This window comes from Nocardioides sp. CPCC 206347 (assembly GCF_048654605.1).
In the GTDB taxonomy this organism is placed as follows: Bacteria; Actinomycetota; Actinomycetes; order Propionibacteriales; family Nocardioidaceae; genus Nocardioides.
The window spans coordinates 20,312-47,275 of record NZ_JBMCYZ010000001.1; the positions used below are offsets into that span (position 1 = coordinate 20,312).

A 26,964-nucleotide genomic window follows, 5' to 3' on the forward strand; every position below is an offset into this window, starting at 1 on the left:
TCTCCGATGTCGTGAAGCCACCGAGCGGGGACCAGTTCGTCATCGAGTCCGCGGGCCATCGCGCCGTGGTCACCGAGAGCGGCGGTGCGCTGCGTGAGCTGACCTTCGAGGGACGGCCGCTGATCGAGGGCTTCGCCGAGGACGCGATGGCCGACGGCGGCCGCGGCCAGCTGCTGATGCCGTGGCCGAACCGGATCCGCGACGGGCGCTACACCTTCGGGGGCAAGCAGCAGCAGCTCGCGCTCACCGAGCCGTCGCGACAGAACGCGTCGCACGGACTGGTCCGGTGGGTGGCCTGGTCGGTCGTTTCGCACGAGGTTGACCGGTTGGAGCTCGGCTACTTCCTGCCTGCGCAGACGGGCTATCCGTGGGCGCTGGACCTCCGCGTCACGTACACGGTCGGACCGGACGGGCTCCACGTGACCCAGGCCGCGACGAACCTGGCATCCACGGCTGCGCCGTACGCGTCGGGCGCACATCCGTACCTGGTGGCGGGCGACGGTCCCTGCGACGGTTGGAGGATGGAGCTTCCGGCAGCGACCTACCTGACGGTGGACACCGAGCGGCTGCTGCCGACGGGAAGGGATTCCTTCTCGGGCCTCGTCACTGATCCGCTGGGCGAGACCGTGCTCAATCACGGCGTCACAGACGTGGATCGGGACGACGAGGGCGTCGCCACGATCCGACTGTCCGCGGACGACACCGGTGTGGAGCTCTGGGTCGACGAGCACCACCGGTGGCTGCAGGTCTACACGGGCGAGGACACGAGGACACCGCGCTCTTCGGTGGCCATCGAGCCGATGACCGCTCCCCCGGACGCGTTCAACTCCGGCGACGACCTCGTCGTGCTGGAGCCCGGCACGACCTTCGCGGCCACGTGGGGAATCCGCGCAGTCTAGGCGCGATGGTCGGCCACGACGGCCCGCAGCTCGCGGATCGCGATCGCTGCCCGCTGGCCGTCGGACGAGTGGATGCCCATCAGGGACAGCTTCTCGTCCCCGGACTGCAGCAGGTGCGGCCACGGCGCTCCCTGCGGGAACCTCACCGTGCCCACCTCGGACCATGCCAGCTCGTGCTTGCGGTAGCCGTTGATGACAGTCAAGCCGGTGTCGCGCGCAATGACCCGGGACCGGGCCAGGCCGTTCATCAGGACCAGGCCGAGCAGGATGAAGCCGATGACGGTGGCCTTCTGCAGGAACCCGACCGAGTCCTTCGTGTCCTGGTCGAAGCCGACCCAGAGCCACGCGAAGGCGCCGACCAGGACGACCCCGAAGACGGCTGCGGCCATCCGCGGACCGAACGGGCGCCAGGTCCGGGGCAACGCAGGGGCCGCTTGGGCGTCGGCCATCAGAGCCGGCAGGCGTGGATGTCGGTCGTGAGGATGGCTCGGGCACCGAGCGCCCACAGGTCGTCCATCACGCGCTGGGCAGCCGAACGCTGCACCATCGAGCGAACCGCGACCCAGCCTTCGCGATGAAGCGGGCTGACGGTCGGGCTCTCGATGCCGGGGGTCAGCGCGATGGCCTGCTCGACCTGCTGGACCGGGATGTCGTAGTCCATCATCACGTAGGCGCGGGCCACCAGGACGCCCTGCAGGCGCCGGGTGAGGGTCTCCAACGCGCCGGCGTCGGCGTCCACGCGGGTGATCATCACGGCCTCGGACTCGAGGATCACGTCGCCGAACACCTCCAGGCCGGCCGCACGCAGGGTGCTGCCGGTCTCGACCACATCGGCGATCACGTCGGCCACACCGAGCTGGATGCTGGTCTCGACCGCGCCGTCGAGGCGCACGACACTGGCGTCGACACCGAGATCGGCGAGGTACCGCTTCAGCACGCCGTCGTACGACGTCGCGACCCGGAGACCGCCGAGGTCGTGCACGTCCGTGGCTGTGCCGGGCTTGGCCGCGAAGCGGAACTTCGAGCGACCGAAGCCGAGCTGCAGCGCCTCGGTGGCGTGGGCGTGCGAGTCGAGGAGCAGGTCGCGGCCGGTGATGCCGGCGTCGAGGGTGCCCTCGCCGACGTACAACGCGATGTCACGCGGTCGCAGGTAGAAGAACTCGACGCCGTTGTCAGGGTCGAGCTTGGTGAGCTGCTTGGAGTCCGAGCGCTGGGCGTAGCCCGCTTCGCGCAACATCGTCGAGGCGGCCTCGGACAGGGCCCCCTTGTTGGGGACGGCGATCTTGAGCATGAAGTGTTCCTCAGAGGTGGGTGTAGACGTCCTCGAGCGAGAGTCCGCTCGCGATCATGAGGACCTGGGCGTGGTACAGCAGCTGGCTGATCTCCAGCGCGGTGGCCTCGCGGCCCTCATGCTCTGCAGCCATCCAGGACTCGGCGGCTTCCTCGATCAGCTTCTTGCCGATCGCATGGACGCCGGCATCGAGGGCCGCCACGGTGCCCGAGCCCTGGGGCCGGGTCTGGGCCTTCTCGCTGAGCTCAGCGAACAGCTCGTCGAACGTCTTCACAGGGGTTGAGCCTACGGCGTCAGGACCAGTGGTCCTGCGCCGGTCTCACCCGGTGTAGCCGCGACGGATGCGCTTGAGCGTCGCCGCGGTCTGCAACGCCGCCGAGGCCGCCTCGTAGCCCTTGTCCTCCGAGGAGCCCGGCAGGCCAGCCCGATCGAGGGCCTGCGCGTCGTCGTCACAGGTGAGGACACCGAAGCCGATCGGCGTCGAGTGGTCGAGCGAGACGCGGGTCAGGCCATCGGTCGCGGCGTTGCAGACGAAGTCGAAGTGGGGCGTACCACCGCGGATGACCACGCCGAGGGCGATCACGGCGTCGTACGACGGCGCGAGGGCTGCCGCCGCCACCGGCAGCTCGAACGTGCCGGGCACGCGCACCACGACGGGCGCTTCGAGCTTGTGGTCCGCGAAGGCCCGCTGCGCGCCGGCGATCAGGCCGTCCATCACCTCGGTGTGCCAGCTCGCCGCCACCACCGCGACCCGCAGGTCGTGGCAGTCGATGGGCGCGATCTCGGGGGCGCCGTGTCCAGCCATGTCAGATGATTCCTTCGCGTTCGGTCTCGGCGAGTGCGAGATGGGGCAGGTCGTGGCCCATCCGGTCCCGCTTGGTGAGCAGGTAGGCCAGGTTGTGGTCGTTGGGGTGCGGAGTGAGCTGCACACGCTCGGCGACCTTGATGCCGTAGTCCTCGAGGTCGCTGACCTTCTCGGGGTTGTTCGTCAGCAGGCGCACCTCGGTGACGCCCAGGTCCTTGAGGATCTGGGTGGCGGCGCCGTAGTGGCGCGCGTCGGCGGGCAGGCCCAGGTCGAGGTTGGCGTCGACCGTGTCGCGGCCGCCGTCCTGCAGCTGGTAGGCCTGCAGCTTCGCGACCAGGCCGATCCCCCGGCCCTCGTGGCCACGGAGGTAGACCAGCACGCCGCGGCCCTCCTCGACGATCCGGTCGAGCGCCTCGTTCAGCTGGGGACCGCAGTCGCAGCGGCTGCTGCCGAACACGTCTCCGGTGAGGCACTCCGAGTGGACCCGCGTCAGCACGGGGCCTTCGTCGTTGAGGGTGTCCAGGTCGCCGTACACGAGGGCGACGTGCTCGCTGTCGTCGACGGTGATCGTGTAGCCGATCGCCGTGAACTCGCCGTGGCTCGTGGGCAGCCGGGTCTCGGCCTCGCGCACCACGTGGCGCTCGACGCGGCGGCGGTAGCGGACGAGGTCCTCGATCGAGATCATCGCGACGCCGTGCTCGTCGGCGAACTCGCGCAGCTCGGGGGCACGCTTCATGGTGCCGTCGTCGTTGACGACCTCGACGAGCACTCCGGCCGGGGTCAGTCCGGCGAGGCGGCACAGGTCGACGGCGGACTCGGTGTGGCCACGGCGGACCAGCACGCCACCCTCGCGGTAGCGCAGGGGGAAGACGTGTCCGGGACGCGTCAGCTCCCACGACTCGGTGGCCGAGTCGGCCAGGACCCGCGCCGTGTGGGCGCGGTCGGCCGCGGAGATGCCGGTCGAGACACCGTCGCGGGCGTCCACCGACAGCGTGTACGCCGTCCGGTAGGCGTCCTTGTTGTGCGGCGTCATGAGGGGGATCTCTAGCCGGTCGAGCATGTCGCCCGGCATCGGCACGCAGATCACGCCACTGGAGTGGCGGATCGTCCACGCCATCAGCTCAGGCGTGGCCTTGCTCGCGGCGAAGATGATGTCGCCCTCGTTCTCGCGGTCCTCGTCGTCAACCACGATGACCGCCTTGCCTGCGGCGATGTCGGCGATGGCTCGCTCGATGGAATCCAGCCTGACGGACATGTCAGTTCTCCTTTGCCGCGGGGGCTGTGTAGGCGCGAACGAGCTTCTCGACGTGCTTGGCGATGACGTCGACCTCGAGGTTGACGCGGCTGCCGGGTGTCCGGAAGCCGAGGGTGGTGCGCGCGAGCGTCTCGGGAATGAGGCTCACGGTGAAGGTGGTCTCCCCCGCCTCCACGACGGTGAGGGAGGTGCCGTCGACGGTGATGGAACCCTTGTCGACGAGGTAGCGGCCGAGCTCGGCGGGCATCGCGATCTCCACGATCTCCCAGTGCTCACTGGGGGTCCGGGCGACGACCTCACCGACCGCGTCGACGTGGCCCTGGACGATGTGGCCCCCGAGGCGCTTCTCCGCGGTGACGGCGCGCTCCAGGTTGACCTGCTCGCCCACGACGAGGCCGCCGATGCTGGTCTTGTCGAGCGTCTCGGCCATCACGTCGGCCGTCCACGTGCTGTCGGTGCGCTCGGCGACGGTCAGGCAACAGCCGTTGACCGCGATCGAGTCTCCGAGGCCGGCGTCGGACAGCGTGATGTCGGACGTGATGGTGAGCCGGATCGCGTCGCCCTGGTCCTCGATGGCGGCGACGGTGCCGAGCTCCTCGACGATGCCGGTGAACATCTGGTCAGTTCCTCTCGGTGGTGGCAGCGGGTCGCAGGGTGAGGCGGACGTTCGCCTCGATCCCCTCGCCGATGACGGCGGTGTCGACCAACTCGAACCGCAACGCCTTGGTGATGGTGCCGATTCCCAGCCGGCCCACGGCCGCCTTGCCCGCACCCAGCAGGAGGGGCGCGACGTAGGTGACGATCTCGTCGACCAGGCCCGCCTTGATGAAGGCTGCCGCCACCGTGGGGCCGCCCTCGAGGAAGACGTGGTGGCGGTCGTGCTCGGTGTAGAGGGTCTGCAGCGCCTCGAGCGGATCGCGGGTCCGCAGGTGCACGGTCTCCGCGACGTCGTCGAAGATCCGCCGGTCGGCGTCGAGGTCACGTCGGCCGAGAACCACGCGGAGCGGTTGTACGGCGACCGGCTGGTCGTCCTCGTCGCGCACGGTCAGCTGCGGGTCGTCGACCTCGACGGTGTTGGTGCCGACCAGCATCGTGTCGCAGAGCGCACGCAGCAGATGGGTGTCGTGGCGCGCCGGCAGAGAGGAGACCCAACGGGAGGTTCCGTCACTGGCCGCCGATCGACCGTCGAGGGTCGTTGCGAACTTCCAGGTGACGAACGGGCGGCCGTGGACGTGGGCGAACGTCCACGCCGGGTTCAGCTCGATCGCGGCCTCCTCGAGCGTCCCGGAGTCGGTCTCGACGCCAGCAGCGGTGAGTACCTCCAGGCCGCCGCCGGCAACCGGGTTCGGGTCGCGCTGGGCGACCACCACTCGTCGTACTCCGGCAGCGATGAGGGCCTCGGAGCACGGGCCGGTGCGGCCGGTGTGGTTGCAGGGCTCGAGGGTGACGACGGCGGTGGCACCCGCGGCGAGGTCGCCGGCAGCCGTCAGGGCTTCGATCTCGGCGTGCGGGTTTCCCGCGCCGCGGTGGAAGCCCTCGCCGACGATGGTGCCGTCGGGGGCGAGCAGCACGCAGCCGACGCGGGGGTTCGGGTGGAGCGGCACGCCGGGGGACGCGGCCAGCGCGAGGGCGCGACGCATCGCGTCGTACTCGCGGGTGAAGGTCTCTGCCACTGCTGCCTCTTCGTCATCCGTTGTGTTGCTTCACGGACTCCGGGGTCTGGCAGGGCGAACGACGGCGGCAAACCTGCTCCGCTGTCGGACACTCGTGCGTGCACTTCCCATCCGGACTTTGACCGTCGGTCCAGGAATCACACCTGGTCAACCGATCACTGGCTGCGATCGGGTCGCGGACTGTGGGCGAAACAAGCCATTCACCCATTCACCGCCGGCTCGGATTTTCACCGACCCCAGAGCACGCGAGCTCTTGGATCTATCGTCGCACAGCAACGATCTGTACAGGTTGTGGGTCCCGTCACGCGGAACCGGCTACCGTCGAGCGGGTGAACCGCCTCGCACTCGGTCTCTGCTGTCTGGGCGGTGTGCTGCTCTGGTTCGCCACCGATCGAGTCATCCTGCTGATCCTGGGCCTGCTCCTCGGAGTGGCGCTCGGCATCGGTCTCGGTGGCCAGAAAAGGGAGTGACAGCGCAGGTAGCGTGGCGCCATGTCGTATCCCCCACCCCTGTACGACGGCGATGGCGAGGTCTCGGCCCGCATCCGCCCCGGCGATGCCGCTCCCGAAGTGACCTACCCGAACGGGAACCGCGTCCACTACCTCGCCCGCGGCGAGAGCACCGGCGGCCTCTTCGGCCTGTACCGCTGGGAGTTCTCCGAGGCCGTGAGCGGCCCCGGACCGCACTTCCACAAGACCATCGCCGAGTCGTTCTACATCCTCGAGGGCGAGATCCAGATCCACAACGGTGAGGACTGGACCACGACGAGGTCCGGCGACTTCATCCACGTGCCGCCCGGCGGGCTGCACGGCTTCCGCAACACATCGGGCGCCACCGCGTCGATGCTGCTGCACTTCTCCCCCGGCGCTCCACGGGAGCCCTACTTCGAGGGACTCGGTCGCCTTGCGGCCGGCGAGCAGTGGACACCCGAGCAGTACGACGCCTTCATGGCCGAGCACGACAACTTCTGGGTCGACGAGTAGTCCTTGCGCCGCTTCCTCACGCAGCTGGTCCGGTTCGGCTGGCTCGAGGCGCAGTCCTGCGCCTTCGCCGTCGGAGTCTTCGTCGGACTCGCCCTGGCCTATCTCGTCCCGTTGCCGATCGCCCGGTACGACGCCCTTCTGCTGTGGTGCCTCGCCCTGACGTTCGGGTTCTGGGCGATCGGCCTGGAGACCTGGCGCGAGGTGCTGGTGATCTTCGCGTTCCATGCCCTCGGCCTCGGCCTGGAGGTCTTCAAGGTCGCCGAGGGCTCGTGGGCGTACCCGGGCGAAGCCTGGGCCGAGGTCGGCGACGTGCCGCTGTTCTCCGGCTTCATGTACGCCGCGGTCGGCTCGTACATCTGCCAGGCGTGGCGGCGGTTCGACCTCCGGGTGTCGCACTACCCGGCTGCCCTGACGACCGTGGTGGCTGTCGGCATCTACGCCAACTTCTTCACCCACCACTGGATCGCGGACGTGCGCGTGTGGCTGGCCGTGGTCGGCTTGTGGGTCCTGCGCCGCTGCCAGGTGCACTTCACTGTCGGCGACGCCCGCTACCGGATGCCGCTCTCGCTGTCGTTCGTGCTGATCGGGTTCTTCCTGTGGCTCGCCGAGAACATGGCGACCTTCCTCGACGCCTGGCGCTACCCCGGCCAGGCCGATGTCTGGGAGGCGGTGCACACGTCAAAGCTCGGCGCCTGGGCGCTGTTGGTCACGATGAGCTTCGTGCTCGTGGCGACCGTCAAGGCGCAGGAGGGACGGCTCTATCACGTGCCGAGCGAGCCGGACGTCACGCCGTGATCAGCGGCCAGAGCGCCTGGCCATGCTCCTCGCCTGGGCGGCCATGCCGATGAGCAGGGCGGCCGGCGCGAACGCCACCCACTGCAGCACTCCGGCGATGTCACTGCCGGACCGAGCCATTGCGCCGAGCACGACCCCGACCACCACGAGCGCGAGACCGACCAGCAGGGCCGCGGTGGAGTGGTTCATCACCCAGCGGTCGATGGCGCTCGGTTGACGCTTCTTCTCGGAAGTCACCGGGTCAGCGTAGTTCTCGGGCGCCGCATGTCGGTGGCCGGTGACAGCATCGCGCCATGGCCCAGCTCGCACTGATCATCCGCCACCAGACACAGCCGGGACGGCGGGACGACGTACAGAAGGTCTGGGAGGCGCACATGGCGCCCGCCGTCGATGGCAACCCCGGCCACGTCGCGTACTTCTACTGCTTCGACAACGCAGATCCGGACGCGATCAGCGCCTTCCAGGTCTACGACAGCGCCGAGTCGTCGCAACGGTTCCTGGAGACCGACGCCTACGCCGCCTACCTGCGCGAGGTCGAGCCGCTGCTGTCCGGACCGCCGCAGGTCACCTCGTTGACTCCTCAGTGGGTCAAGCAGGGGTAGCGCAGGGTCTCGAGACGGTTGCTGCGCAACCTCCTCGACCAACGGGCAGGACGGTTGCTGCGCAACCTCCTCGACCAACGGGCGGTCAGGCGCTGAGGATCAACCCGCTCGTCGGCACGCCGGTGCCGGCGGTGACGAGCACGTTCTGCACGTCGTCGACCGGGTTGACCGAGGTACCCCGGATCTGACGAACGCCTTCGGCGATGCCGTTCATGCCGTGGATGTACGCCTCGCCGAGCTGGCCGCCGTGGGTGTTGATGGGGAGGCGGCCCCCGATCTCGATCGCTCCGTCCCTGATGAAGTCACTGGCCTCGCCGCGACCGCAGAAGCCGAGCTCCTCGAGCTGCATGAGGACATAGGGCGTGAAGTGGTCGTAGAGGATCGCCATCGGCAGGTCCGCCGGGGCGAGGCCGGACTGGCGCCAGAGCTCGCGGCCGACGACGCCCATCTCGGGGATGCCGATGTCATCGCGGTAGTACGACGTCATCACGAACTGGTCGCGACCCGAACCCTGGGCTGCGGCTGTGATGTACGCCGGCTTGCGGGCCAGGTCGCGCGCCCGCTCCGCCGACACGACGACGATCGCAACCGCACCGTCGGACTCCTGGCAGCAGTCGAGCAGGTGCAGGGGGTCCGCGATCATCCGTGAGGCCTGGTGCTCCTCGAGCGTGATCGGCTTGCCGTAGAAGAACGCCGCCGGGTTGTTGGCCGCGTGCCTGCGATCGGCAACGGCGACGCGGCCGAAGTCCTCGGACGTGGCGCCGTACTCATGCATGTAGCGGCGGGCCTGCATCGCGACCGTGGCGGCGGGAGTGCCGAGCCCCATCGGGTAGGTCCACGCGTTGTCGAGCCCGTTGGTGTTGACCTGGGTCGCGGCCGCGACCGAGACCTGGCCGAAGCGGGCCCCCGAACGTTCGTTGAAGCCGCGGTAGGCGACGACGACGTCGGCCACACCCGTCGCGACGGCCATCGCGGCCTGCTGGATCGTGGCGCAGCCCGCGCCGCCGCCGTAATTGACCCGGCTGAAGAAGCGGAGCTCGGGGATCCCGAGCTCGCGGGCGACCGCGATCTCCGACGACGTGTCCATCGTGAAGGTGGTCAGGCCGTCGACGTCGGCCGGCGTCAGCCCGCAGTCGGCCAGCGCGGTCCGCACGGCCTCGACGGAGAGCTGGAGCTCGGAGCGACCGGACTCCTTGGAGAACTCGGTCGCACCGATACCGGCGATCGCGGCCTTGCCGCTGAGCGAGCGCGTCACGCGACGCTCACCTTGACGGTGCCGGTGACGTGGTCGCCCAGCGACACCCGACCGACGACAGCGATCGTCGCCACCCCGTCGGCCACCTCGGTGACGGTGCCGGAGAACGTCAGCGTGTCGTACGGATGCGCCGGAGCACCGAGCCGGATCGCGATCCCCTTCAGCTGGCTGTCGTGACCGACCCAGTCGGCGACGAACTTCTCGACGAGTCCGTTGGTGGTCAGGATGTTCATGAAGATGTCCTTGGAACCGGCCGCCTGCGCGACGTCGCGGTCGTGGTGGACGTCCTGCCAGTCACGGGTCGCGATCGCGGTGCTCACGATCGTGGTCGGGGTCATCGGCAGGCTCCACTCGGGAATCGCCTGGCCGGCCTCGAGAGTCCTCACTTGCCCTCCTCGGGAACACGGGTCCAGATCGGCAGGGTCAGGTCGTCGTCGACCTCGTTGAAGTCGACCTGCAGGGGCATGCCGATCTCGATCTCGTCGTCGGCCACGTCGGTCACCTCGCCGACCATGCGGACGCCCTCCTCGAGGTCGATCAGGGCGATCACGATGGGCAGTTCCTTTCCGGGAACCGGCGGGTGGCGGTGCACGATGTAGGAGAAGACCGTGCCGCGGCCGGATGCGACGACATGGCCGCGGTCGAGCGCACCGCACTCGGGACAGGCGGGACCGGGTGGGTGGCGCAGGGCGCCGCACGCGTTGCAGCTCTGGATCCGCAGCTCTCCCTTCCGGGTTCCTTCCCAGAAGTACGCCGAGTCGCGGTTGACCATCGGCCGGATCACGGGTGTCGGGGCTCGCTCCGCTGGCACCTCAACCACCGGCCTTGGGGATGAACTTGAGGACCCGGAAGAGCATGGTCGCTACCAGCTCACCGTGCCCGTCCGGGTGGTCGACGTACCAGCGGTTGCGCGAGGTCACGAAGTAGCCCAGGCCCATGCCGGTGTTCTTCGGACCGACCACGGATTCGAGCGACGTGGTGACCCGCAGCTGCTCGCCGTCGCGGAGGTAGCGCTCGTAGGTCTGCTCGCAGTTCGTGCCGAGCACGGCGGTGAAGCCGGCGTCGGTGAGGATGCCCATCATCGAGTGCAGCGGGTCGTCGTCGGCGCGCTTGCGACCGAGGCCGGGCATCGTCCAGACCTGGGCCATCGACGGGGGTGCCTCGCCGGTCCGGAACCGTTCGTTGTCGTACTGCATCGCGTCGAGCCACGCGCTGATCGTCGGCTGGTTCACGGGATGCGGGGCCAGCGTCTCCGAGGCCTCGCCGAGCGCGATGATGCGCTCGGCCTCCGCCATGATCTTCTCGTGCAGGTCGCTCATCGGGGCACCCGCGGCAGGCCCAGTCCGAACATCGAGATCAGCTCGCGCTGCACTTCCTGCACGCCCCCTCCGAAGGTGATGACGAGGTTCCGCTTGGCCTGGGCGTCGAGGTAGTCGAGCAGGCGCCGGGTCTCCGGCTCCCCTGCGTCGCCGTGGCGGTGCACCAGGGAGATCAGGTCGGCCAGCAGGTGCTGGACCTGGTCGGCGGCGAACACCTTGGACGACGACGCGTCGGCGACCTTGATCTCGCCGGTCGCGGCGGCCCGGGCGACCTCCCAGTTGAGGAGCTCGTTGATCCGGAACACTGCGGTGGTCTTTCCGAGCAGGTCGACGACGTCCGGCAGGTCGCGCACGCCCGCGGCGTCGGCCCAGCGCACGATCCGGTCGCGCAGTCCCTCGATGCGGCCGGCCGGGCCGAGCATGACGCGCTCGTGGTTGAGCTGGGTGGTGATCAGCTTCCAGCCCTGGTTCTCCTCGCCGACCAGCATGTCGACGGGCACGCGGACGTCGTTGAAGTACGTCGCGTTGACGTGGTGCGAGCCATCGGCCGTGATGATCGGCGTCCAGCTGTAGCCGGGGTCGGTGGTGTCGACGATCAGGATCGAGATGCCCTTGTGCTTCGGCGCGTCCGGGTCGGTGCGCACGGCGAGCCACAGGTAGTCGGCCTGGTGGCCGCCGGTGGTCCACATCTTCTGGCCGTTGACGACGTAGTGGTCGCCGTCGCGCTTCGCCGTGGTGCGCAGCGACGCGAGGTCCGTGCCGGCGTCCGGCTCGCTGTAGCCGATCGCGAAGTGCACGTCACCGGCGAGGATCCGCGAGAGGAACATGTCCTTCTGCTTCTCGGTGCCGTAGCGGATCAGGGTCGGGCCCACGGTCTGCAACGTCACCGCAGGCAGGTGGACGTCGGCGTACTGCGCCTCGTTGGCGAAGATCGTCTGCTCGATCTCGCCGAGCCCGTGGCCGCCGTACTCCTTCGGCCAGCCGATCCCCATCCAGCCGTCGATGCCGAGCTGGCGGATCAGCTTCTGGTACGACGGACCGTGCCGGTCCCAGGCGCCATCGGGGCCGGGGTCGGCCGGCTCGTCGTGGGCGATGCCGGTGAAGTACGCGCGGACCTCGGCCTTGAGTGCGCGCTGCTCCTCGGTGAGCTCCAGGTTCTTGGCCTCGGCCGCCTCGACCGGCACCTGCGCGGCGGTCGTGTCGAGCGCGTGCGCCAGGTCGGTGCCCCAGGTCGTGTAGCCCACCAGCGGGTAGGTGATGTCGACGCCCATGCCGCCGTGCAGGTGGTGGCAGGTCCGGAAGGCGTACGGCGCCACCTGGCTCACCCAGTAGCCGGCCACGGCGAGGTCGTCGCCCGCCGGCAGGCCCGAGGCGACGCGCCACACGGCGTTGTCGGCCGCGAGGTCGACGGTGCGGGAGGTGACGTAGACGTCGGCCATCTGCAGCGACACGGCCTGGAACTCCGCCAGCGACCGGCCGAACTGCTGGCGGCCCTTGACATAGGCGGCAGTCAGGTCGCGGGCGCCGGCGAGCACGCCGGCCGCCGTGACGGCGAGGCCGGCGCGGGCGACATCGGAGAGGTAGGCGGCTGCGCCGTCCTCGAGCACCTCGGCGGCAGCGTTCTCGAGGACGACCGTGTGCCGGGGTGCGGCGCTGGAGGCACTGGACTCCAGCAGGGTGACGCCGGGACCCGTCGGGTCGACGAGCGCGACGACGTCGCGGTCGCCCTCGCGGGCGATGACCAGCAGGCGGGCGGCGTTCCACGCGTAGGTCACCGACAGGGCGCGGCCGTTGACCGTGCCGTCGGCGTACGTCACGGAGCCACGCAGCGCGGGCGTCAGGATCACGTCGCCGGCGACGACGCCGGGCAGGAACTCCTTGCGCTGCGCTTCGGTGCCGTACGACGCCAGGGTCAGCGCGCCGCAGCAGAGGGTCTCCCACGCGGGGACCTGGACGGCAGCGTGTCCGGCTTCGCGCAGCAGCACGGCGACCTCGCTGAGCCCGAGCCCCTCGCCGCCGTACTCCTCGGGGACCGGGAGCGACGTCAGGCCGGCAGCGGCCCAGGCCGCCCACTCCCGAGCGTCCGACTCGCGCTCCAGCACCTCGCCCACGACGGCGCGGACAGCATTGATCGCCTCAACATCCACGAAGCAAACTGTAACGTGTTCTAGTCTGCTTCGCATGGGTGTCGTCTCACTGACCGATGTCACACGCCGTCGGGTCCACCTTCCGGAGATCGACGTCCCGCGCGGCCGGATGGTCGAGCTGCCGGGCCGCGGCGGGTCGACCTACGTCACCGACACCCCGGGCCCCACCCCGAACGCACCGACCATCGTGCTGCTGCACGCCCTCGGCACCACGGGGCTGCTCACCTTCTTCCCCGTCATCCATCCGCTCGCGAAGAGATTCCGGGTGATCACCCTCGACCAGCGGTGGCACGGCAGGGGCATCCATAGCGAGGAGTTCTCGCTGGCCGACTGCGCCGACGACGTGGCCGCCCTGGTCGACGTCCTCGGCCTCGAGAAGGTGATCGTCGGCGGCTACTCGATGGGCTCGATCATCGCCCAGCGCGTCTGGCGCCAGCACCCCGACAAGGTGTCGGGGCTCGTCCTCGGGGCGACCACCGACCGGTTCCAGCTCAACGCCGCCGAGCGCGGCTTCTTCCTGGGCATGGGCGGCACGATGCTCGCGCTGCGCGGCCTGTCCCGTTCCCGCACCGCCATCAAGGCGACCCGGGCTGCCGGCCGCAGCGTCGACTTCGTGCCCTCCGACATGCACGAATGGGCGTTGCGCGAGTTCCGCTCCACCAGCCCGTGGGCCGTCGGCCAGGCCGTGGCGGCGCTCGGCCAGCACCACTCCCGGCCCTGGCTCAGCCGGATCGACGTCCCGACCGCGGTCGTGGTGATGATGCGGGACCGGGTGATCCCGACCGCGCGCCAGATCGCGTTCGCGCGCTCGATCCCGGGCGCCACCATCCACGAGGTCGACGACGGCCACGCCGGGTGCGTGCTGGGGTCGGAGAAGTTCGTGCCGCGGTTTGTCGAGGCGGCGGCCACCGTCAACGCCCGGAGCCGGGACTTCCGCCAGCGCTAGCGGCTGCTCGACTCCCAGGCGGCCTGGAGCCGCTCGAGCTCCAGCGGGAAGTGCCGCACCAGCGCGTCCGCGTCCGGCATCGACTCGCGACAAGCGATCGCACCGACGTGCATCTGCCCGGCGTTCGACATCACCGTGAGGTTCAGGCCGGCGCCGTGGAACACCGGTCCCAGCGGGCACAACGCTTCGATCCGGGCGCCCATGAAGTAGAGCGGGATCGGCGGGCCCGGGACGTTGGAGATGACGAGGTTGTGGACGACGGGGTGCCGTTCGGCCAGTCGCAGGTTGGCGTAGGTCCGCACCGCCAGGCCGAACGTCCGCGGCGCCGCGAACTCTGCCCAGTCCTGCAACGCGTCGGCACTGATCGCGTTGTGGTGGGCCTTCGCGATGCGGTTGCGGTGGGCGAGCATCTGCAGCCGCTCCAACGGGTCGGCGATGTCGGTGCCCAGCTTCGTGAACATGGCGCTCACCTTGTTGGAGCCCGACGACCTGCGCGAGCTGTCGCGCACACTCACCGGCACCGTTGCCAGCAGCGAGGCAGTCGGGAGCTCGTCACGTTCGGAGAGGTAGGCACGCAGCGCTCCCCCGGCGATCGCCAGGACCACGTCGTTGACCGTCGTCCCCGTCTCCTTCTTGATCGCGCGGATGTCGTCGAGCGACAGGTCGACCATCGCGATGGAGCGGTGCGAGGTGATCGTGCCGTTGAACGACGTGCGCGGCGCGGAGAACGGTGCGGCCATCGCCGTACCCTGACGGGCGCGGCCGATCGTCCTGGTGACCAGCTGGGCCGACGGCCCGATCACCTTCGCGAGCGTGATGGGGCGGGTCGCCGTACCGATGACGGCACGGCCGAGGAGCTCGCGCCGTCCGGGGCTGCGGGGGTGGCGGCCGTGCTCGACGAGCATCGGCGGAGCGTCGGGCTCGATCGAGCAGAGGTGCGAGATCAGGTTCGCGCCGGAGACACCGTCGACCGTCGCGTGGTGCATCTTGGCGAACACGACGACCTTCTCGTCCCCGCCCTCGGGCCGGTAGCCCTCGATGACCCACATCTCCCACAGCGGACGCGAACGGTCCAGCGGGAGCGAGGCGAGGTGCGCGCACAGGTCCATCAGCTCGCGGTAGCCACCGGGCGTCGGGAGGGCGAGGCGGTGCACGTGGCGCTCGATGTCGAACGACGTGTCCCGCACCCACACGGGGTGGTCGAGCCCGAGGGGCACACCGCGCACCTTGCGGGTGAAGTCGGGCACGTCGCGGACACTCCGGTTGAGCGCAGCCTGGAGCGAGCCGAAGGAGTACGGCGCCGTCATCGTCGCGGGGTCCAGCACCATGACCGCACAGACGTGCATCAGCTGGTCGGGGGTCTCCAGGTAGAGAAAACTCGCGTCCAGTCCCGAAAGCCGATCCATTCCGTCATTCTCCATCTGTGCGGGGCGCGCCGGTCCCTGAGTAGAACACGTACCAGTTTCCTACAACGACACGGATAGGATCCGGTCATGGGATTCGTACGGCGCCAGGCCATCACCGCAGCGCTGACCGCCAACGCCATCCGACCCCTCCCCGGCTTCCGCGCCGGCATCCCGGCGTTCTTCGCCGGCTGGGTCACCGGTGAACTCGCCCCCCACGTCCTGGGCCTGACCGTCGCCGATGCGGCCGCGCACGTCGCCGGACCGCGCCGAAGCGTCCGCGGACTCGCGCTCGCCGGCCTGTCCTCGGCGGGCCTGGCCTACCTGATCCAGCAGAGCCGCCGGTCGGTGACCGAGGCCGAGAACGCGCTGGTCGAAGGCCTCGGCGTCGACTACGTCGAGCAGCTCGACGCCAAGCCGTCCCCGGCGGACCTCGCGACCCCGTGGGGCCGGATCGTGAACCCGTTCGCCTTCGGCCGCGCGGCGCGCAAGGCCGGCGTGGAGGTCCACCGCGACATCCCGTTCGCGCCGTACGGCAAGCGCGGCATGCTCGACGTCTACACGTCGGAGGTCACGCCCGCCGCTGGCGCGCCGGTGCTGCTGCAGGTGCACGGCGGCGCCTGGACCATCGGCAGGAAGGATCAGCAGGGGCTCCCCCTCATGCAGCACCTCGCCGCCCGCGGCTGGGTGTGCGTCGCGATCAACTACCGCCTCTCGCCCCGCGACCCCTGGCCGGCGCACATCGTCGACGTCAAGGCCGCGATCGCGTGGATCCGCGAGAACATCGAGGCGTACGGCGGCGACCCGAACTACATCGCGATCACCGGCGGATCCGCCGGTGGCCACCTCTCCGCCCTGGCCGCCGTCACGCCGAACGCGCCGGAGTTCCAGCCCGGCTTCGAGGACGCCGACACCACGATCCAGGCGGCGGTCCCCTACTACGGCGTCTACGACATGGCCGGTGTCACCGGCCTGCCCAACACCGCCCTGATGCGCGACACCTTCCTCGGACCACGGGTGTTCCGCAAGCGCTACTCCGACCTGCCCGACGTCTACGAGCAGGCGTCGCCGCTGCTGCGGATCACCTCCGACGCTCCCGACTTCTTCGTGATCCACGGCGTCAACGACACGCTCGTCGAGGTGGGCCAGGCGCGCGCCTTCGTCAAGGCGCTGCGGGACACCTCGAAGCGCACGGTGAGCTACGCCGAGCTGCCGACCACCCAGCACGCGTTCGACATCTTCCCGTCGATCCGGTCGCAGCACCTCGTGCGCGCGACCGAGCGGTTCCTCAACTGGCACTGGAACCTCTGGCGCCGCGAGCAGGGCTCGCCCGCCGAGGTCATCGCAGCGGAGTAGACCTCAGCGCGGCAGGCCGAGGATCCGCTCCGCGGCCACGTTGCGCAGGATCTGCGTCGTACCGCCCGCGATCGACAGGCAGCGCGTGTTGAGCTGCTCCCAGATGTCGGCCGCCAGCGGGTCCTCCGACACCTTGCTGATCGGGCCCAGCACGGCGAGGTCGTCGCCCTGGAGCTTCACGACCAGCTCCGAGGAGTCCTGACGGCTGCGGACGCCGAGCAGCTTCGCCACGCTCGACTCCGAACCCGGGCCGTGACCGCCGAGGGCACGCAGCGTGGTGCGGACACCCAGCAGGGCACAGACGGTGGCGAGGGCCACCTGGTGGCCGACCTGGACCCGGGCGACCGGCCCGAGGTCGCGGGACGCGGCGATCTCGACGGCACGCTCCACGCTCTTGGTGAGGCGTGCGCTGGCCATCGCGACCCGCTCGTTGGCCAGCGTCGTGCGGGCCAGCTTCCACCCGTCACCGGGCTCGGCCACGACGCAGTCGTCGGGCACGAAGACGTCGTCGAGGAACACCTCGTTGAACAGCGCCTCCCCCGTGATCTCGCGCAGCGGCCGGACCTCGATCCCCGCGGACCTCATGTCCACCAGGAAGTAGGTGATGCCCTTGTGCTGCGGGACGTCGGGATCGGTGCGGGCCAGGCAGATGCCCCAGTCCGCACGCTCGGCCATCGAGTTCCACACCTTCTGGCCCGTCAGGCGCCAGCCGCCGTCAACCCGCTCGGCGCGCATGCGCAGCGACGCCAGGTCGGAGCCGGATCCCGGTTCGGAGAACAGCTGGCACCACACCAGGTCCCCCAGCAGGGACGGCAGCACGAAGCGTTCGCGCTGCGCGTCGGTGCCGTGGGCGAGGATCGTCGGCACCGCCCACCCGGCGATCACCAGGTCCGGTCGTACGACGCCCGCCCGGCCGAGCTCCTGGTCGATCACGATCTGCGTGGTCGGATCGGCGCCGAGCCCGTAGGGCGCGGGCCAGTGCGGCGTCAGGTAACCCGTCTCCACCAGTGCCGCTCGCTGGTCGCCCGCCGGCAGGGCAGCGATGCGCTCGGCGGAAGCCCGTACCTCGGGGCGGATCGCGTCGTCGCGCCCTTCGAGGTCGACGTCCACCTGGCGTCGTACTCCGGCCACGGCGGCAGCCGTGAGCCGTTCGGCAGCGTCGTCGGCCGAACCGACGAGCGCACGCAGGCTCAGGGCGCGGCGGAAGTAGAGGTGGGCGTCGTGCTCGTGGGTGAAGCCGATGCCGCCGAGCACCTGGATGCAGCCCTTGGCCACCTCGACGGCGCCGTCGAAGCAGGTCGCCTGCGCGACGTCGACCGCGAACGACCACTGCTCGACGTCGTCACCATCGGCCGACGCTGCCGCGTCCCAGGCGGCGGCCGTGACGGCCTCGGCGGTCTCGAGCATCTGGGCACACAGGTGCTTGATGGCCTGGAAGGCCCCGATCTTCTGCCCGAACTGCTCGCGCACCTTGGCGTAGTCGACCGCGGTCTCCAGGCACCAGCGAGCAACCCCGGCGGCCTCGGCCGCAGCGAGGGTGACGGCGACCAGGCGGCGACGCGGCTCCCCCGCGTCCCCAGCCGGACCGTGGGATCGGGCGTGACGGGCACTGAGGTCGATGCCGGCCTCAGGGGTGACCTCCCCTGCTCCGTCGAGCAGGAAGCTCTCGATCGCCGTGCCGCCGTCCCACACGGCGCCACCGGGGTGGACCTGAATGCCGAAGCGACCCGCCCGCTGCTGGAGCGTGGCGACGACGGCCGAACCGAGGAGGCCGCCGGGAACCAGTTCGTGCGCACAGGCCTCGAGCGCGACCGCCTGGTCGAGGACCGTTCCTCCCCCACCCCCGGCCGACTCCGGCACCGCGATCGTGGTGACCCCCATGGCTTCGGCGGCCGACCAGACCTCGTCGAAACGGGCAGCGACGTCGCCCTCGGCGGCGCGCGCCGCTGCGATCGGGTCCAGGCTGGCCGCCCACTTGCGCAGGTTGTCGGCCAGTTCGACCTGGTCGTCGGTGATGCCGAGGGACATGGTGCTCCCGTGGGTTCGTTGGTGCGGCGAAGTAGAACAGGTTTCAGTTTACTAGAATCACCCCGTGCCCGACACCATGCCGTCCGACCTGCTGGAACACGCGCGCCGCGCCAAGGGCTTCATGCCCGAGGACGAGGGCGACCTGCTCTACCGGGTGGCCCGCGAACGCCTCCCCCACGGCCCGGCCCTCGAGGTCGGCACCTACTGCGGGAAGTCCGGCATCTACCTGGGCGCCGCCGCGCGCGAGGTGACCGCAGCCGGCACACCCGCAACCGTCTTCACCGTCGACCACCACCGCGGGTCGGAGGAGAACCAGGCAGGCTGGGAGCACCACGACACCACGGTGGTCGACCAGGAGTTCGGGCTGATGGACACCCTGGGCCAGTTCCGCAAGAACATCGCCCGCGCCGGACTCGAGGACCACGTGGTCGCGATCGTCGGCCAGTCCACGACCGTCGCCGCGCACTGGCGCACGCCGCTCTCGCTGCTCTTCATCGACGGCGGGCACGGGGAACAGCCCGCCCGCGACGACTTCCTCGGGTGGCCGCGCTGGGTCGATGCAGGTGGCTACCTGGCCATCCACGACGTCTTCCCCGACCCGGCCGAAGGCGGTCGCCCGCCCTACGAGCTGATCTACCTTCCCGCACTGGCCAGCGGCCAGTTCACCGAGATCGACGCCGTCGGCTCGATGCGCATCCTCCAGCGCACGTCAGGCGTGGCTGGAGACCCGGTCCGCTGAGGGGCAGTCGCACTCGAGGGCGATCTCCTCGAAGTGCGGGGCCAGCGAGGTCCCGCGCATGATCCCCGAGCCCGGCGATGCGTGCCCGTAGGTCTCCCCGAGGGCGTCGACCGCGAGCAGCACCGCGGCCGCGGTGTACGTCGTGTGCTCGACCGGCCAGTGCACGTTGCGGGGCTCCCCGTCGGACGGTCGCGTCGGGTCGTCGTACACCCAACCGGTCCAGTAGCGACCGTCGTCCTCGCGCAGGTGCTGCATCTCGGTGAGCAGTGCCAGCGCACGGGTGTGGTCGCCGATGACGTCGAGCGCCATCGCGAGCTCACAGGTCTCCGCACCGGTGACCCAGGGGTTGGTGTCGACGCAGTGGATGCCGAGGCCGGGGACCACGAAGTCGTTCCAGCGCCGGGCCAGCAGCTCGCGGGCCGCGTCGCCACGGACGGGGCCACCGAGGACCGGGTAGTACCAGTCCATGGAGTACGTCGTCTTGTCCTCGAACAGGTCCGGGTGGGTGCGCACGGCGTGACCGAGGCGGCCACCCGCCAGCTCCCACTCGGGCTGCGGGTCGTCCATCAGGTCGGCGAGCGCAACACCCGCACGGAGCGAGTGATAGATGCTCGAGTTGCCGGTGAGCAGGCAGAAGTCGTCGACCGGGGTCCAGCGGATGCCACCGAAGCTCTGCTGGAGCGACACGACGAAGTCCAGGCCGGCCCGCACGGAGGGCCAGTACCTCCGGATGAAGGCGAGGTCGCGTTGCACCAGCCAGTGGTGCCACAGGCCGACGGCGAAGTACGCCGACATGTTGACCTCGCCGCGCTCGTCGTCGGCCACGCCGCCGACCAGCTTCATCGGCCAGGAACCGTCGGCGCGCTGGACGGTCGGGATCCAGGCGTAGGCGCGCTCGGCGGCCTCCACCTGTCCACCGACGAGCATCGCCATGGCGGCCTCGACGTGGTTCCAGATGTCGACGTGCTCGCCCGTGGTCCACGGCACGGCGCCCCACGGCTCCTGCATCGCCGCGATCGCCGCTGCGGTGTCGGCGACCTGCTGGGCGCTGATGACGCCCTCGACGTACGGGAGCCGGCTCAGCGGCACCTCGGGGATCACGCCGGTCATCCGGCGTCCGGCTTCCGGAAGTACAGCACCATGCTCTTGCCGATCATCGGGTCGAGCACCTTGCCGGCCACCTGCAGGGCCTTGGGCTGCTTCATGATCTCCCAGACGAGGAGCTTGTGGTACGCCCTCGCGAGCGGGTGGTTGTCGTTCTCGACACCGACCGCGCACTTGATCCACCAGTACGGCGAGTGCAGGCCGTGCGTGTAGCTCTTGCCCTCGAACAGCATCGCCTCACCGGGCGTGCCGTCATTGAAGCGGCCGCCCTTGGTGACCTTGTCGACCAGCTCGTGGTCGGTGTAGATCCGGATGTGGCCGCCCTCGGCGTTGTGGTAGTCGGCCGAGAGGCTCCAGTTGATGACCTCGGGCAACCAGCGGGGCACGGTCACGGCCAGGGTTCCACCGGGCCGCAGGACCCGGATCAGCTCGCGGATCGCCGCGACGTCGTCGTGGATGTGCTCGAGCACCTCGGAGCACACGATCCGGTCGAACTCACCGTCGGCGAAGGGCAGCGCGAGCGCGTCACCCTGCTTGACGTCGGCCTCGGCGCCCTCGGGGACCTCGCCGGCCTCCTTCATCGCGACGAACAGGTCGCGCACGCCTTCGAGCTCATCGGCATCGATGTCGAACGCGATCACGTCTGCACCGCGGCGGTACATCTCGAAGCTGTGGCGGCCGGCACCGGCGCCCATGTCGAGCACGCGGTCACCGGGCTTGAGGCCCAGTCGGTCGAAGTCAACGGTCAGCATGTCAGTTCTCCTCAGGCCTTCTTCTCGGCCATCTCGGCCTTGTACTCGGCGATCACGTCCTCGAGGACGGCCGCAGTGCTCACAGCGACGGCTGTCCAGCTGAACAGCTCCTTGACGCGGCGGCGTCCCGCGGCGCCCATCTCGGCACGGCGGGCGGGGTCGTCCAGCAGCGCGGCGAGCGCAGCGGTCAGTGCTCCGACGTCTCCGGGCTCCACCACGTCCGCGCAGAGGCCGTCGGGACCGACGACCTCCGGGATGGCCCCTGCCCGCGAGACCACGAGCGGCGTCTCGCAGGCCATCAGCTCGGCGGTCGGCAGCGAGAAGCCCTCGTACAGCGAGGGGACGCAGGCCAGCTCGGCCGAGCCCATCAGCGCGACGAGCTCGTCGTCGGAGAGGCCGTTGGCGAACGAGACCCGGTCGGCGATGCCGAGGCGGTCGATGAGCTTCTCGGTGACGCCACCCTCCTTGGGCTTGGTCACCAGCACGAGCTCCAGGTCGCGTTCGACGACCAGCTTGGCAAACGCCTCGAGCAGGACCGAGATGCCCTTCAGTGGCGCGTCGGCGCTGGCCATCGCGAGGACCCGGCCGGGTACGCGGGGCTCGGTGGGCGGCACGAAGCGATCGTCGACGCCCAGCAGGATCGTCTCGATCCGCGCCGGGTCGACGTTGAACTCACGCACGATGTCGCGCTTGGACGACTCGGAAGGCACCATCACCCGGCGCAGGCGGGGCGCAGTCCGCTTCTGCTGGGAGAGGAAGGAGTACCAGCGCCACACGCCGATCTTCGGCAGCTCGAAGCGCCACTTCGAGCCGGCCTTGCGCTTGGCCCAGACGGCCGCGGCGAGCTCGATGCGGCGGTCCATGGTGATCGGGTGGTGGATGGTCGCGGCGAGCGGGAGGCCCACCACCGCGGGGTCCTCGATGCCGAGCAGGGGCATGGCCAGGGTCTGGTTGTCGAAGACGATGTCGAAGTCGTCGCGCCGCCCCTTGAGGACCTTCACCACGCGCTTGCTGAACGTCAGCGGCTCCGGGAACGCGCCGCTGCGCATCCTGAGCCACTCCTCGACGTCGATCAGGTCGCGGTACTCGCTCGGGCGGGGATTGCGGAACTCGTCGCCTGGTTGATAGAGGTCGAGGCTCGGCACCTTGGTGAGGGTCACCCCCTCGTCGAGCTCGGGGTAGGGCTGGCCGGAGAACACCTCGACGGTGTGGCCCAGGGCAGCGAGCTCCCGGGTCAACCGACGGATGTAGATACCCTGTCCGCCCACGTGGGGCTTGCTGCGGTAGGACAGCATTGCGATCCGCATTCGGATCTCCTTAATCTCACTGGGGTACTGCTCAGGCGCTGGCTCATTGCGCTGAGTCACGGCGCCGAGCTCCCGGTGGAAGCAGGGCCGAACAAAACTGGAACGTGTTTCTAATTATGCGCTACCTGCCAGTAGCCTATATCTGTGGACCCAACGGGACCGCAACGTCAGACCCACACAGGAGACACGGTGACCATCGCGAACTCGACGTCGACAGACGACCTTGGTTCTGCCGCGCAGCGCGATCGACGCAAGCGGATCCTCGACGCCACCTACGAACTCGCCACGGCCGGCGGCTTCGATGCAGTCCAGATGCGGGCGGTGGCCGAGCAGGCCGACGTCGCCCTGGGCACGCTGTACCGCTACTTCCCCTCGAAGATCCATCTGCTGGTCTCCGCCCTCGGACGTCAGTTCGAGGAGACGGCCGTCCGGCTCAACGAGCGGGAGATCCCCGGCGACACCCAGGCCGACCGCGTCCTGTATGTCCTCAAGCGGATGGCGCGGGGCATGCAGGGCGACCCGAAGCTCACCGAGGCGCTGACCCGGGCCTTCATGTTCGCCGACAGCAGCGTCGCCAACGAGATCCACGTCGTCGGCATGTCGATGACCTCGATCGTCACCCACGCCATGCACGGCGGGGTCCCCGCCGAGGGCTCGATCACCGACGAGGACGTCGCCGTGGCACGGGTCCTCGGTGACGTGTGGCTCTCGGCGCTGGTCGCCTGGGTGACCGGCCGCTCCACCGCAGCGGAGACCGCTGCGCACATGGACACGGCGATTCATCTGATCCTCCGGGACTGACTGCTCCATCGGGCCGAGCGCGTCTCCGGCGCAGCAGCGGGCAGCAAGCTGCCAGCCGACGCCTCCCGCCGCGCTGCCGACCATTTGACGCGCTCAGGCACCGAAGGCGTGCGTGCTCGTCACGCCACCGTCGACGGCGATCTCGGCGCCGTTGATGTACGACGACTCCTCGCTGGCCAGGAACACGTAGACCGGTGCGATGTCCTCCGGGACACCGACCCGGCGCAGCGGCACCTTGCTGGCGCCGTACTCCATGGCGGCGTCGCCACCGTGGACCCGCGTCATCGGGGTGTCGATCATGCCGGGGTGCACCGAATTGACCCGGATCCCCTTCGGACCGAGCTCCATCGCGGCGCACTTGGTCATGCCGCGGATCGCCCACTTCGTGGCGGCGTACGCGGTGCAGGACGGCATGCCGGCGAGGCCCTCGACCGAGGAGGCGTTGATGATCGAGCCGCCGCCGTTCTTGCGCATCGTGCGGGCCACCGACTGCATGCCGAGGAAGACGCCGAGCTGGTTGACCCGCCACACGAGCTCGACCTCTTCGGCAGGCATCCGCTCGATGTCACCGAAGCGGAGGATGCCGGCGTTGTTCGCGAGCACGTTGACCGGGCCGAAGCGGGTGTTGGCGTCCTCGACCAGCGCGGTCCAGGACGCGGCGTCGCTGACGTCGTGGTGCATGAAGTGGGCGTTGTCACCCAGCTCGTCGGCGAGCGCCTGACCTGCTTCCTTCGCCACGTCGGCGATGACGACCTTGGCGCCCTCGGCGACGTAGGCACGCGCGATCGCGGCGCCCTGTCCCTGTGCGCCACCGGTGACGATGGCGACCTTGTTGTCCAGACGACCCATTATCTCTTATCTGTCTTTCTCGGTGGTTGAGGTGCGAGCGCAGCGAGCCTCGAAACCCTCAGACGGTCAGTTGCATGATCGAGTCGGCCGCGAAGCCGTTGGCCGGGTCCCGGTCGGCGAAGAAGTCGCCGAGCTGCTTGTCGAGGTCCTCACCGGTCCAGAGGTCGCCCGACTTGTCGAAGCGCTGCTCGACGACCGGAGCCGCCACGAGGGCCACCATGCCGCCGTACACGACGAAGACCTGGCCGGTGATCCGCTCGGCTGCCGGCGAGGCGAGGTACGCCACGACGGGTGCGACGTGGTCCGGGGAGTACGGATCGACCTGGAGGCCGGACTGGTCCTCACCGAAGACCTGGGCCGTCATCGCGGTGCGTGCCCGGGGGCAGATGACGTTGGCGCGGACGCCGATCTTGCCCAGTCCACGGGCCGTGGACAGCGTGAGCGCGGTGATCCCGGCCTTGGCCGCGGCGTAGTTGGCCTGCCCCGGCGAGCCACCCAGGAAGGCCTCGGAGGCCGTGTTGACGATGCTGCCGTAGGTCAGGCCGGACTCGCTCGCCTTCGCCCGACCGCGCCAGTACGACGCCGCGTTGCGCGAGAGCAGGAAGTGGCCGCGCAGGTGGACGGCGATGACCGCGTCCCACTCGTCGTCGGTCAGGTTGAAGAGCATCCGGTCACGCGTCATGCCGGCGTTGTTGACGACGACGTCGAGACCACCGAAGCCGTCGATCGCTGCGGTCATCAAGGCATCGGCCGTCCTGCGCTGGCTGATGTCACCCTCGACGACGACTGCCTCGCCACCGAGCGAACGGATCTCCTCGACGGCGTCGTCACCGGCTCCGGCGAGGTCGTTGACGACGACCTTCGCGCCAGCGGCGGCCAGGGCCAGCGCCTCGGCGCGACCCAGGCCCGCACCTGCTCCCGTGACGACCGCGACCTTGCCCTCGAGCGACGTGCTGTCTGCCACGCTCACTCCTCCACCAACGTGATGGCGGCGCGCGGGCAGGCGGCAACCGCCTGACGGACCTGCGCGATGTTCTCGTCGGTCGTCTGCTCGGTGTGGAGCTGGAGGAAGTCGTCGTCGTCCAGCTCGAACACCTCGGGCGCCATGGCCTCGCACAGCCCGTTGGACTCACACAGGTCGAAGTCGACCTTGATCTTCATGTCAGTCATGCCTTTCACGTCATCTTCCGGTGGTCCCAGGAAGCGACCTTCTCGGGGTGGATGATCACGCCCACCCGCTTGGTCGCCTGTTTCTCGACCGTCTCGCGCCCGAAGTCCCCCAGTGCCTCGAAGGACTCGGCACCCACCATCCGGGTGGCGACGGCCGCGCCGATCTCGAAGATCGTGTCGTAGTCGCGGACGATCTCCGCGCGTCCCTCGATCGATACGCCACGCAGCTCGAAGTAGTCGACGCCGTCCTCGACGAGCGCGGTGACCCGCGGGTCCCGCTCGAGGTTGACGATCTTCTGGCTGCGTCCGTAGGTCCAGAACGCGATCTTGCCCTCGCGCACGACGTAGAACAGCGTGGTGAGGTGCGGGAATCCCTCGTGCCCGTTGGCGGCCACCTGCACCTTGAGGTTCTCGCCCAACAGCGCGGCGACCTCCTCATCGGTGAGCTTCACCTTGTCGCGTCCTGCAGCACCCATGTCAGCTTCCTTCCGACGAGTGGCCCGGGAACACGTGGGCACTCGGGTCAATGACGACGGCGGCGTTGTTGACCGCGGTGGCGGCCTCACCGAAGCCCACGGCGATCAGGCGGACCTTGCCGTCGTACTCGGTGATGTCGCCGGCCGCGAAGACCCGCGGCAGGCTCGTGCGCATGGCCCCGTCGACCACGATGTGGCGACGGTGCGTCTCGAGCCCCCACTGCTGGAGGGGGCCGAGGTCGGCAACGAAGCCGAGCGCCGCCACGACCGCCTGCGCCGGCCGGGCCTGCGGCACGCCGTCGACGGTGATCTCGACCTCGGCAAGTTCTCCGTCGGTGCCGCCGGCAGCGTCGCGCAGCGCGGTCACCTCAGCCTTGGTGACGAACTGGGTCGAGGACGAGCGGACCTGCTCGACGGTGCGTTCGTGCGCGCGGAACGCGTCGCGGCGGTGCACCAGCGTGACGGAGCGCGCGATCGGTTCGAGGTGGAGGGCCCAGTCGAAGGCGCTGTCGCCTCCCCCGACGATGACGACGTCCTTGCCGTCGTACGGCGCAAAGCTCGGCACGAAGAACTCGACACCGCGCCCGATCCATCCGGCAGCCGCCGGAAGCGGGCGCGGGCTGAACTTCCCGATGCCGGCGGTGATGATGAGTGCCTTGGCGTTCACGACGGTGCCGTCGTCGAGGGTCAGGCTGACACCGGACTCCTCGTTGGCCACGAGCTCGAGCGCAGTCCGGCCCAGCAGCTGGACCGGCTCCGCGGTCAGCGCCTGGGCCACCAGGCCGTCGACGAGCTCGCGACCCTTCACGGACGGGAAGCCCGCCACGTCCAGGATCGCCTTCTCGGGGTACATCGCGGTGATCTGGCCACCGAGCTCCGGCAACGAGTCGATCAGCGCCACACGCAGGCCACGGAAGCCGGCGTAGTAGGTGGCGAACAGCCCCGTGGGCCCGGCGCCGACGATGACGACGTCGCACTCGACGCTCTCGGAGGTGGCCACCACAGAACT

Annotated in this window: 32 protein-coding genes and 1 riboswitch; of the genes, 9 read left to right on the plus strand and 23 right to left on the minus strand. The window is 69.7% G+C overall.

Features of this window, described 5'->3' with window-relative positions; genetic code table 11:
* The first annotated feature begins 11 nt into the window (after nucleotides 1–11).
* Nucleotides 12–899, plus strand: a complete 888-nt coding sequence (locus ACOACQ_RS00115; RefSeq protein ID WP_420287344.1) for an aldose 1-epimerase family protein — start codon at nucleotides 12–14, stop codon at nucleotides 897–899.
* Here the strand turns inward: ACOACQ_RS00115 and ACOACQ_RS00120 are convergent.
* Genes ACOACQ_RS00120 through ribD form a run of 7 tightly spaced genes read right to left on the minus strand, consistent with a single transcriptional unit; the run spans nucleotide 896 to nucleotide 5,890 of the window.
* Nucleotides 896–1,288 carry a PH domain-containing protein gene (locus ACOACQ_RS00120; RefSeq protein WP_378597136.1) on the minus strand — a complete coding sequence of 131 codons (393 nt, stop codon included), beginning with the start codon at nucleotides 1,286–1,288 and terminating at the stop codon, nucleotides 896–898. The two genes, ACOACQ_RS00115 and ACOACQ_RS00120, sit on opposite strands and share 4 nt — an antisense overlap.
* Before the next feature lie 59 nt (nucleotides 1,289–1,347).
* Entirely contained in the window at nucleotides 1,348–2,190 is an 843-nt protein-coding gene (gene hisG / locus ACOACQ_RS00125) for an ATP phosphoribosyltransferase (RefSeq protein WP_420287345.1), read from the minus strand.
* Between the two features lie 10 nt (nucleotides 2,191–2,200).
* Complete coding sequence (locus ACOACQ_RS00130; RefSeq protein WP_378597133.1) at nucleotides 2,201–2,464, minus strand: phosphoribosyl-ATP diphosphatase; 264 nt, start codon at nucleotides 2,462–2,464, stop codon at nucleotides 2,201–2,203.
* Between the two features lie 45 nt (nucleotides 2,465–2,509).
* Complete coding sequence (ribH, locus tag ACOACQ_RS00135) at nucleotides 2,510–2,995, minus strand: 6,7-dimethyl-8-ribityllumazine synthase (protein ID WP_378597132.1); 486 nt, start codon at nucleotides 2,993–2,995, stop codon at nucleotides 2,510–2,512.
* Nucleotide 2,996: 1 nt separating this feature from the next.
* Nucleotides 2,997–4,250 (minus strand): bifunctional 3,4-dihydroxy-2-butanone-4-phosphate synthase/GTP cyclohydrolase II, encoded by a 1,254-nt coding sequence (locus ACOACQ_RS00140; protein WP_420287346.1) that lies wholly within the window; start codon nucleotides 4,248–4,250, stop codon nucleotides 2,997–2,999.
* Between the two features lies 1 nt (nucleotide 4,251).
* Nucleotides 4,252–4,866, minus strand: coding sequence for a riboflavin synthase (locus tag ACOACQ_RS00145; RefSeq protein ID WP_378597128.1), 615 nt, complete (start codon nucleotides 4,864–4,866; stop codon nucleotides 4,252–4,254).
* A gap of 4 nt (nucleotides 4,867–4,870) precedes the next feature.
* On the minus strand, nucleotides 4,871–5,890 hold the full coding sequence (ribD, locus tag ACOACQ_RS00150; protein ID WP_378597158.1) for a bifunctional diaminohydroxyphosphoribosylaminopyrimidine deaminase/5-amino-6-(5-phosphoribosylamino)uracil reductase RibD: 1,020 nt from the start codon (nucleotides 5,888–5,890) through the stop codon (nucleotides 4,871–4,873).
* A 127-nt stretch (nucleotides 5,891–6,017) separates the two neighbouring features.
* Nucleotides 6,018–6,172, minus strand: a riboswitch (FMN riboswitch).
* Nucleotides 6,173–6,252: 80 nt separating this feature from the next.
* Here ribD and ACOACQ_RS00155 point away from each other — a divergent pair.
* Genes ACOACQ_RS00155 through ACOACQ_RS00165 form a run of 3 tightly spaced genes read left to right on the plus strand, consistent with a single transcriptional unit; the run spans nucleotide 6,253 to nucleotide 7,701 of the window.
* Nucleotides 6,253–6,393 carry a hypothetical protein gene (locus ACOACQ_RS00155; RefSeq protein WP_378597127.1) on the plus strand — a complete coding sequence of 47 codons (141 nt, stop codon included), beginning with the start codon at nucleotides 6,253–6,255 and terminating at the stop codon, nucleotides 6,391–6,393.
* A 21-nt stretch (nucleotides 6,394–6,414) separates the two neighbouring features.
* The gene (locus ACOACQ_RS00160; protein WP_378597126.1) at nucleotides 6,415–6,906 is read left to right on the plus strand and encodes a cupin domain-containing protein; all 492 of its coding nucleotides are present in this window, start codon (nucleotides 6,415–6,417) and stop codon (nucleotides 6,904–6,906) included.
* A gap of 3 nt (nucleotides 6,907–6,909) precedes the next feature.
* Nucleotides 6,910–7,701 (plus strand): DUF817 domain-containing protein, encoded by a 792-nt coding sequence (locus ACOACQ_RS00165; protein ID WP_420287347.1) that lies wholly within the window; start codon nucleotides 6,910–6,912, stop codon nucleotides 7,699–7,701.
* Here the strand turns inward: ACOACQ_RS00165 and ACOACQ_RS00170 are convergent, their stop codons facing one another.
* Complete coding sequence (locus tag ACOACQ_RS00170) at nucleotides 7,702–7,938, minus strand: hypothetical protein (RefSeq protein WP_378597124.1); 237 nt, start codon at nucleotides 7,936–7,938, stop codon at nucleotides 7,702–7,704. It lies immediately after the preceding gene.
* A gap of 56 nt (nucleotides 7,939–7,994) precedes the next feature.
* Between ACOACQ_RS00170 and ACOACQ_RS00175 the strand changes: the two genes are divergently transcribed.
* Complete coding sequence (locus ACOACQ_RS00175; protein WP_420287348.1) at nucleotides 7,995–8,303, plus strand: putative quinol monooxygenase; 309 nt, start codon at nucleotides 7,995–7,997, stop codon at nucleotides 8,301–8,303.
* 85 nt (nucleotides 8,304–8,388) lie between these two features.
* On the opposite strand, the gene ACOACQ_RS00180 is transcribed toward ACOACQ_RS00175, so the two are convergent.
* Genes ACOACQ_RS00180 through ACOACQ_RS00200 form a run of 5 tightly spaced genes read right to left on the minus strand, consistent with a single transcriptional unit; the run spans nucleotide 8,389 to nucleotide 13,024 of the window.
* A complete protein-coding gene (locus ACOACQ_RS00180) occupies nucleotides 8,389–9,558 on the minus strand; it encodes a lipid-transfer protein (protein WP_420287349.1) in 1,170 nt (389 codons plus the stop codon).
* Complete coding sequence (locus tag ACOACQ_RS00185; protein ID WP_378597120.1) at nucleotides 9,555–9,944, minus strand: MaoC family dehydratase; 390 nt, start codon at nucleotides 9,942–9,944, stop codon at nucleotides 9,555–9,557. The genes ACOACQ_RS00180 and ACOACQ_RS00185 overlap by 4 nt, the downstream gene beginning before the upstream one ends.
* Nucleotides 9,941–10,369, minus strand: a complete 429-nt coding sequence (locus ACOACQ_RS00190; protein ID WP_420287350.1) for a Zn-ribbon domain-containing OB-fold protein — start codon at nucleotides 10,367–10,369, stop codon at nucleotides 9,941–9,943. The genes ACOACQ_RS00185 and ACOACQ_RS00190 overlap by 4 nt, the downstream gene beginning before the upstream one ends.
* Nucleotide 10,370: 1 nt before the next feature.
* Complete coding sequence (locus tag ACOACQ_RS00195) at nucleotides 10,371–10,877, minus strand: FAS1-like dehydratase domain-containing protein (protein WP_420287351.1); 507 nt, start codon at nucleotides 10,875–10,877, stop codon at nucleotides 10,371–10,373.
* On the minus strand, nucleotides 10,874–13,024 hold the full coding sequence (locus ACOACQ_RS00200; protein ID WP_420287352.1) for an acyl-CoA dehydrogenase: 2,151 nt from the start codon (nucleotides 13,022–13,024) through the stop codon (nucleotides 10,874–10,876). The genes ACOACQ_RS00195 and ACOACQ_RS00200 overlap by 4 nt, the downstream gene beginning before the upstream one ends.
* A gap of 34 nt (nucleotides 13,025–13,058) precedes the next feature.
* On the opposite strand from ACOACQ_RS00200, the gene ACOACQ_RS00205 reads away from it, so the two are divergent.
* Complete coding sequence (locus ACOACQ_RS00205; protein WP_420287353.1) at nucleotides 13,059–13,970, plus strand: alpha/beta fold hydrolase; 912 nt, start codon at nucleotides 13,059–13,061, stop codon at nucleotides 13,968–13,970.
* Here ACOACQ_RS00205 and ACOACQ_RS00210 read toward each other — a convergent pair.
* A complete protein-coding gene (locus ACOACQ_RS00210; RefSeq protein ID WP_420287354.1) occupies nucleotides 13,967–15,376 on the minus strand; it encodes a WS/DGAT/MGAT family O-acyltransferase in 1,410 nt (469 codons plus the stop codon). The two genes, ACOACQ_RS00205 and ACOACQ_RS00210, sit on opposite strands and share 4 nt — an antisense overlap.
* Nucleotides 15,377–15,463: 87 nt before the next feature.
* On the opposite strand from ACOACQ_RS00210, the gene ACOACQ_RS00215 reads away from it, so the two are divergent.
* Nucleotides 15,464–16,729, plus strand: coding sequence for an alpha/beta hydrolase fold domain-containing protein (locus tag ACOACQ_RS00215; RefSeq protein ID WP_420287355.1), 1,266 nt, complete (start codon nucleotides 15,464–15,466; stop codon nucleotides 16,727–16,729).
* 3 nt (nucleotides 16,730–16,732) lie between these two features.
* On the opposite strand, the gene ACOACQ_RS00220 is transcribed toward ACOACQ_RS00215, so the two are convergent.
* Nucleotides 16,733–18,757, minus strand: a complete 2,025-nt coding sequence (locus ACOACQ_RS00220) for an acyl-CoA dehydrogenase family protein (RefSeq protein WP_420287356.1) — start codon at nucleotides 18,755–18,757, stop codon at nucleotides 16,733–16,735.
* 64 nt (nucleotides 18,758–18,821) lie between these two features.
* On the opposite strand from ACOACQ_RS00220, the gene ACOACQ_RS00225 reads away from it, so the two are divergent.
* Complete coding sequence (locus ACOACQ_RS00225) at nucleotides 18,822–19,496, plus strand: class I SAM-dependent methyltransferase (protein WP_420287357.1); 675 nt, start codon at nucleotides 18,822–18,824, stop codon at nucleotides 19,494–19,496.
* Here the strand turns inward: ACOACQ_RS00225 and ACOACQ_RS00230 are convergent.
* Genes ACOACQ_RS00230 through ACOACQ_RS00240 form a run of 3 tightly spaced genes read right to left on the minus strand, consistent with a single transcriptional unit; the run spans nucleotide 19,467 to nucleotide 22,659 of the window.
* Nucleotides 19,467–20,606: a prenyltransferase gene (locus tag ACOACQ_RS00230; RefSeq protein WP_420287358.1), complete on the minus strand. Its 1,140-nt coding sequence runs from the start codon at nucleotides 20,604–20,606 to the stop codon at nucleotides 19,467–19,469. The genes ACOACQ_RS00225 and ACOACQ_RS00230 overlap by 30 nt on opposite strands.
* The gene (locus ACOACQ_RS00235) at nucleotides 20,603–21,352 is read right to left on the minus strand and encodes a class I SAM-dependent methyltransferase (protein ID WP_378597109.1); all 750 of its coding nucleotides are present in this window, start codon (nucleotides 21,350–21,352) and stop codon (nucleotides 20,603–20,605) included. Before ACOACQ_RS00235 ends, ACOACQ_RS00230 begins: the two co-directional genes overlap by 4 nt.
* A gap of 11 nt (nucleotides 21,353–21,363) precedes the next feature.
* Nucleotides 21,364–22,659, minus strand: coding sequence for a glycosyltransferase family 4 protein (locus ACOACQ_RS00240; RefSeq protein WP_420287359.1), 1,296 nt, complete (start codon nucleotides 22,657–22,659; stop codon nucleotides 21,364–21,366).
* A gap of 189 nt (nucleotides 22,660–22,848) precedes the next feature.
* Between ACOACQ_RS00240 and ACOACQ_RS00245 the strand changes: the two genes are divergently transcribed.
* Nucleotides 22,849–23,460, plus strand: a complete 612-nt coding sequence (locus tag ACOACQ_RS00245) for a TetR family transcriptional regulator (RefSeq protein WP_420287360.1) — start codon at nucleotides 22,849–22,851, stop codon at nucleotides 23,458–23,460.
* A 93-nt stretch (nucleotides 23,461–23,553) separates the two neighbouring features.
* Here ACOACQ_RS00245 and ACOACQ_RS00250 read toward each other — a convergent pair whose 3' ends face one another.
* From ACOACQ_RS00250 to ACOACQ_RS00270, 5 genes are read right to left on the minus strand one after another with little or no spacing between them, the layout of a single operon-like run.
* Nucleotides 23,554–24,309: a glucose 1-dehydrogenase gene (locus ACOACQ_RS00250; RefSeq protein WP_378597106.1), complete on the minus strand. Its 756-nt coding sequence runs from the start codon at nucleotides 24,307–24,309 to the stop codon at nucleotides 23,554–23,556.
* A 58-nt stretch (nucleotides 24,310–24,367) separates the two neighbouring features.
* Nucleotides 24,368–25,273, minus strand: a complete 906-nt coding sequence (locus ACOACQ_RS00255) for a 3-oxoacyl-ACP reductase (protein ID WP_378597105.1) — start codon at nucleotides 25,271–25,273, stop codon at nucleotides 24,368–24,370.
* Nucleotides 25,274–25,275: 2 nt separating this feature from the next.
* A complete protein-coding gene (locus tag ACOACQ_RS00260) occupies nucleotides 25,276–25,479 on the minus strand; it encodes a ferredoxin (protein WP_378597104.1) in 204 nt (67 codons plus the stop codon).
* Nucleotides 25,480–25,484: 5 nt separating this feature from the next.
* Nucleotides 25,485–25,955, minus strand: a complete 471-nt coding sequence (locus ACOACQ_RS00265) for a pyridoxamine 5'-phosphate oxidase family protein (protein ID WP_378597103.1) — start codon at nucleotides 25,953–25,955, stop codon at nucleotides 25,485–25,487.
* Between the two features lies 1 nt (nucleotide 25,956).
* The gene (locus ACOACQ_RS00270; protein ID WP_420287361.1) at nucleotides 25,957–26,955 is read right to left on the minus strand and encodes an NAD(P)/FAD-dependent oxidoreductase; all 999 of its coding nucleotides are present in this window, start codon (nucleotides 26,953–26,955) and stop codon (nucleotides 25,957–25,959) included.
* Nucleotides 26,956–26,964 lie beyond the last annotated feature (9 nt).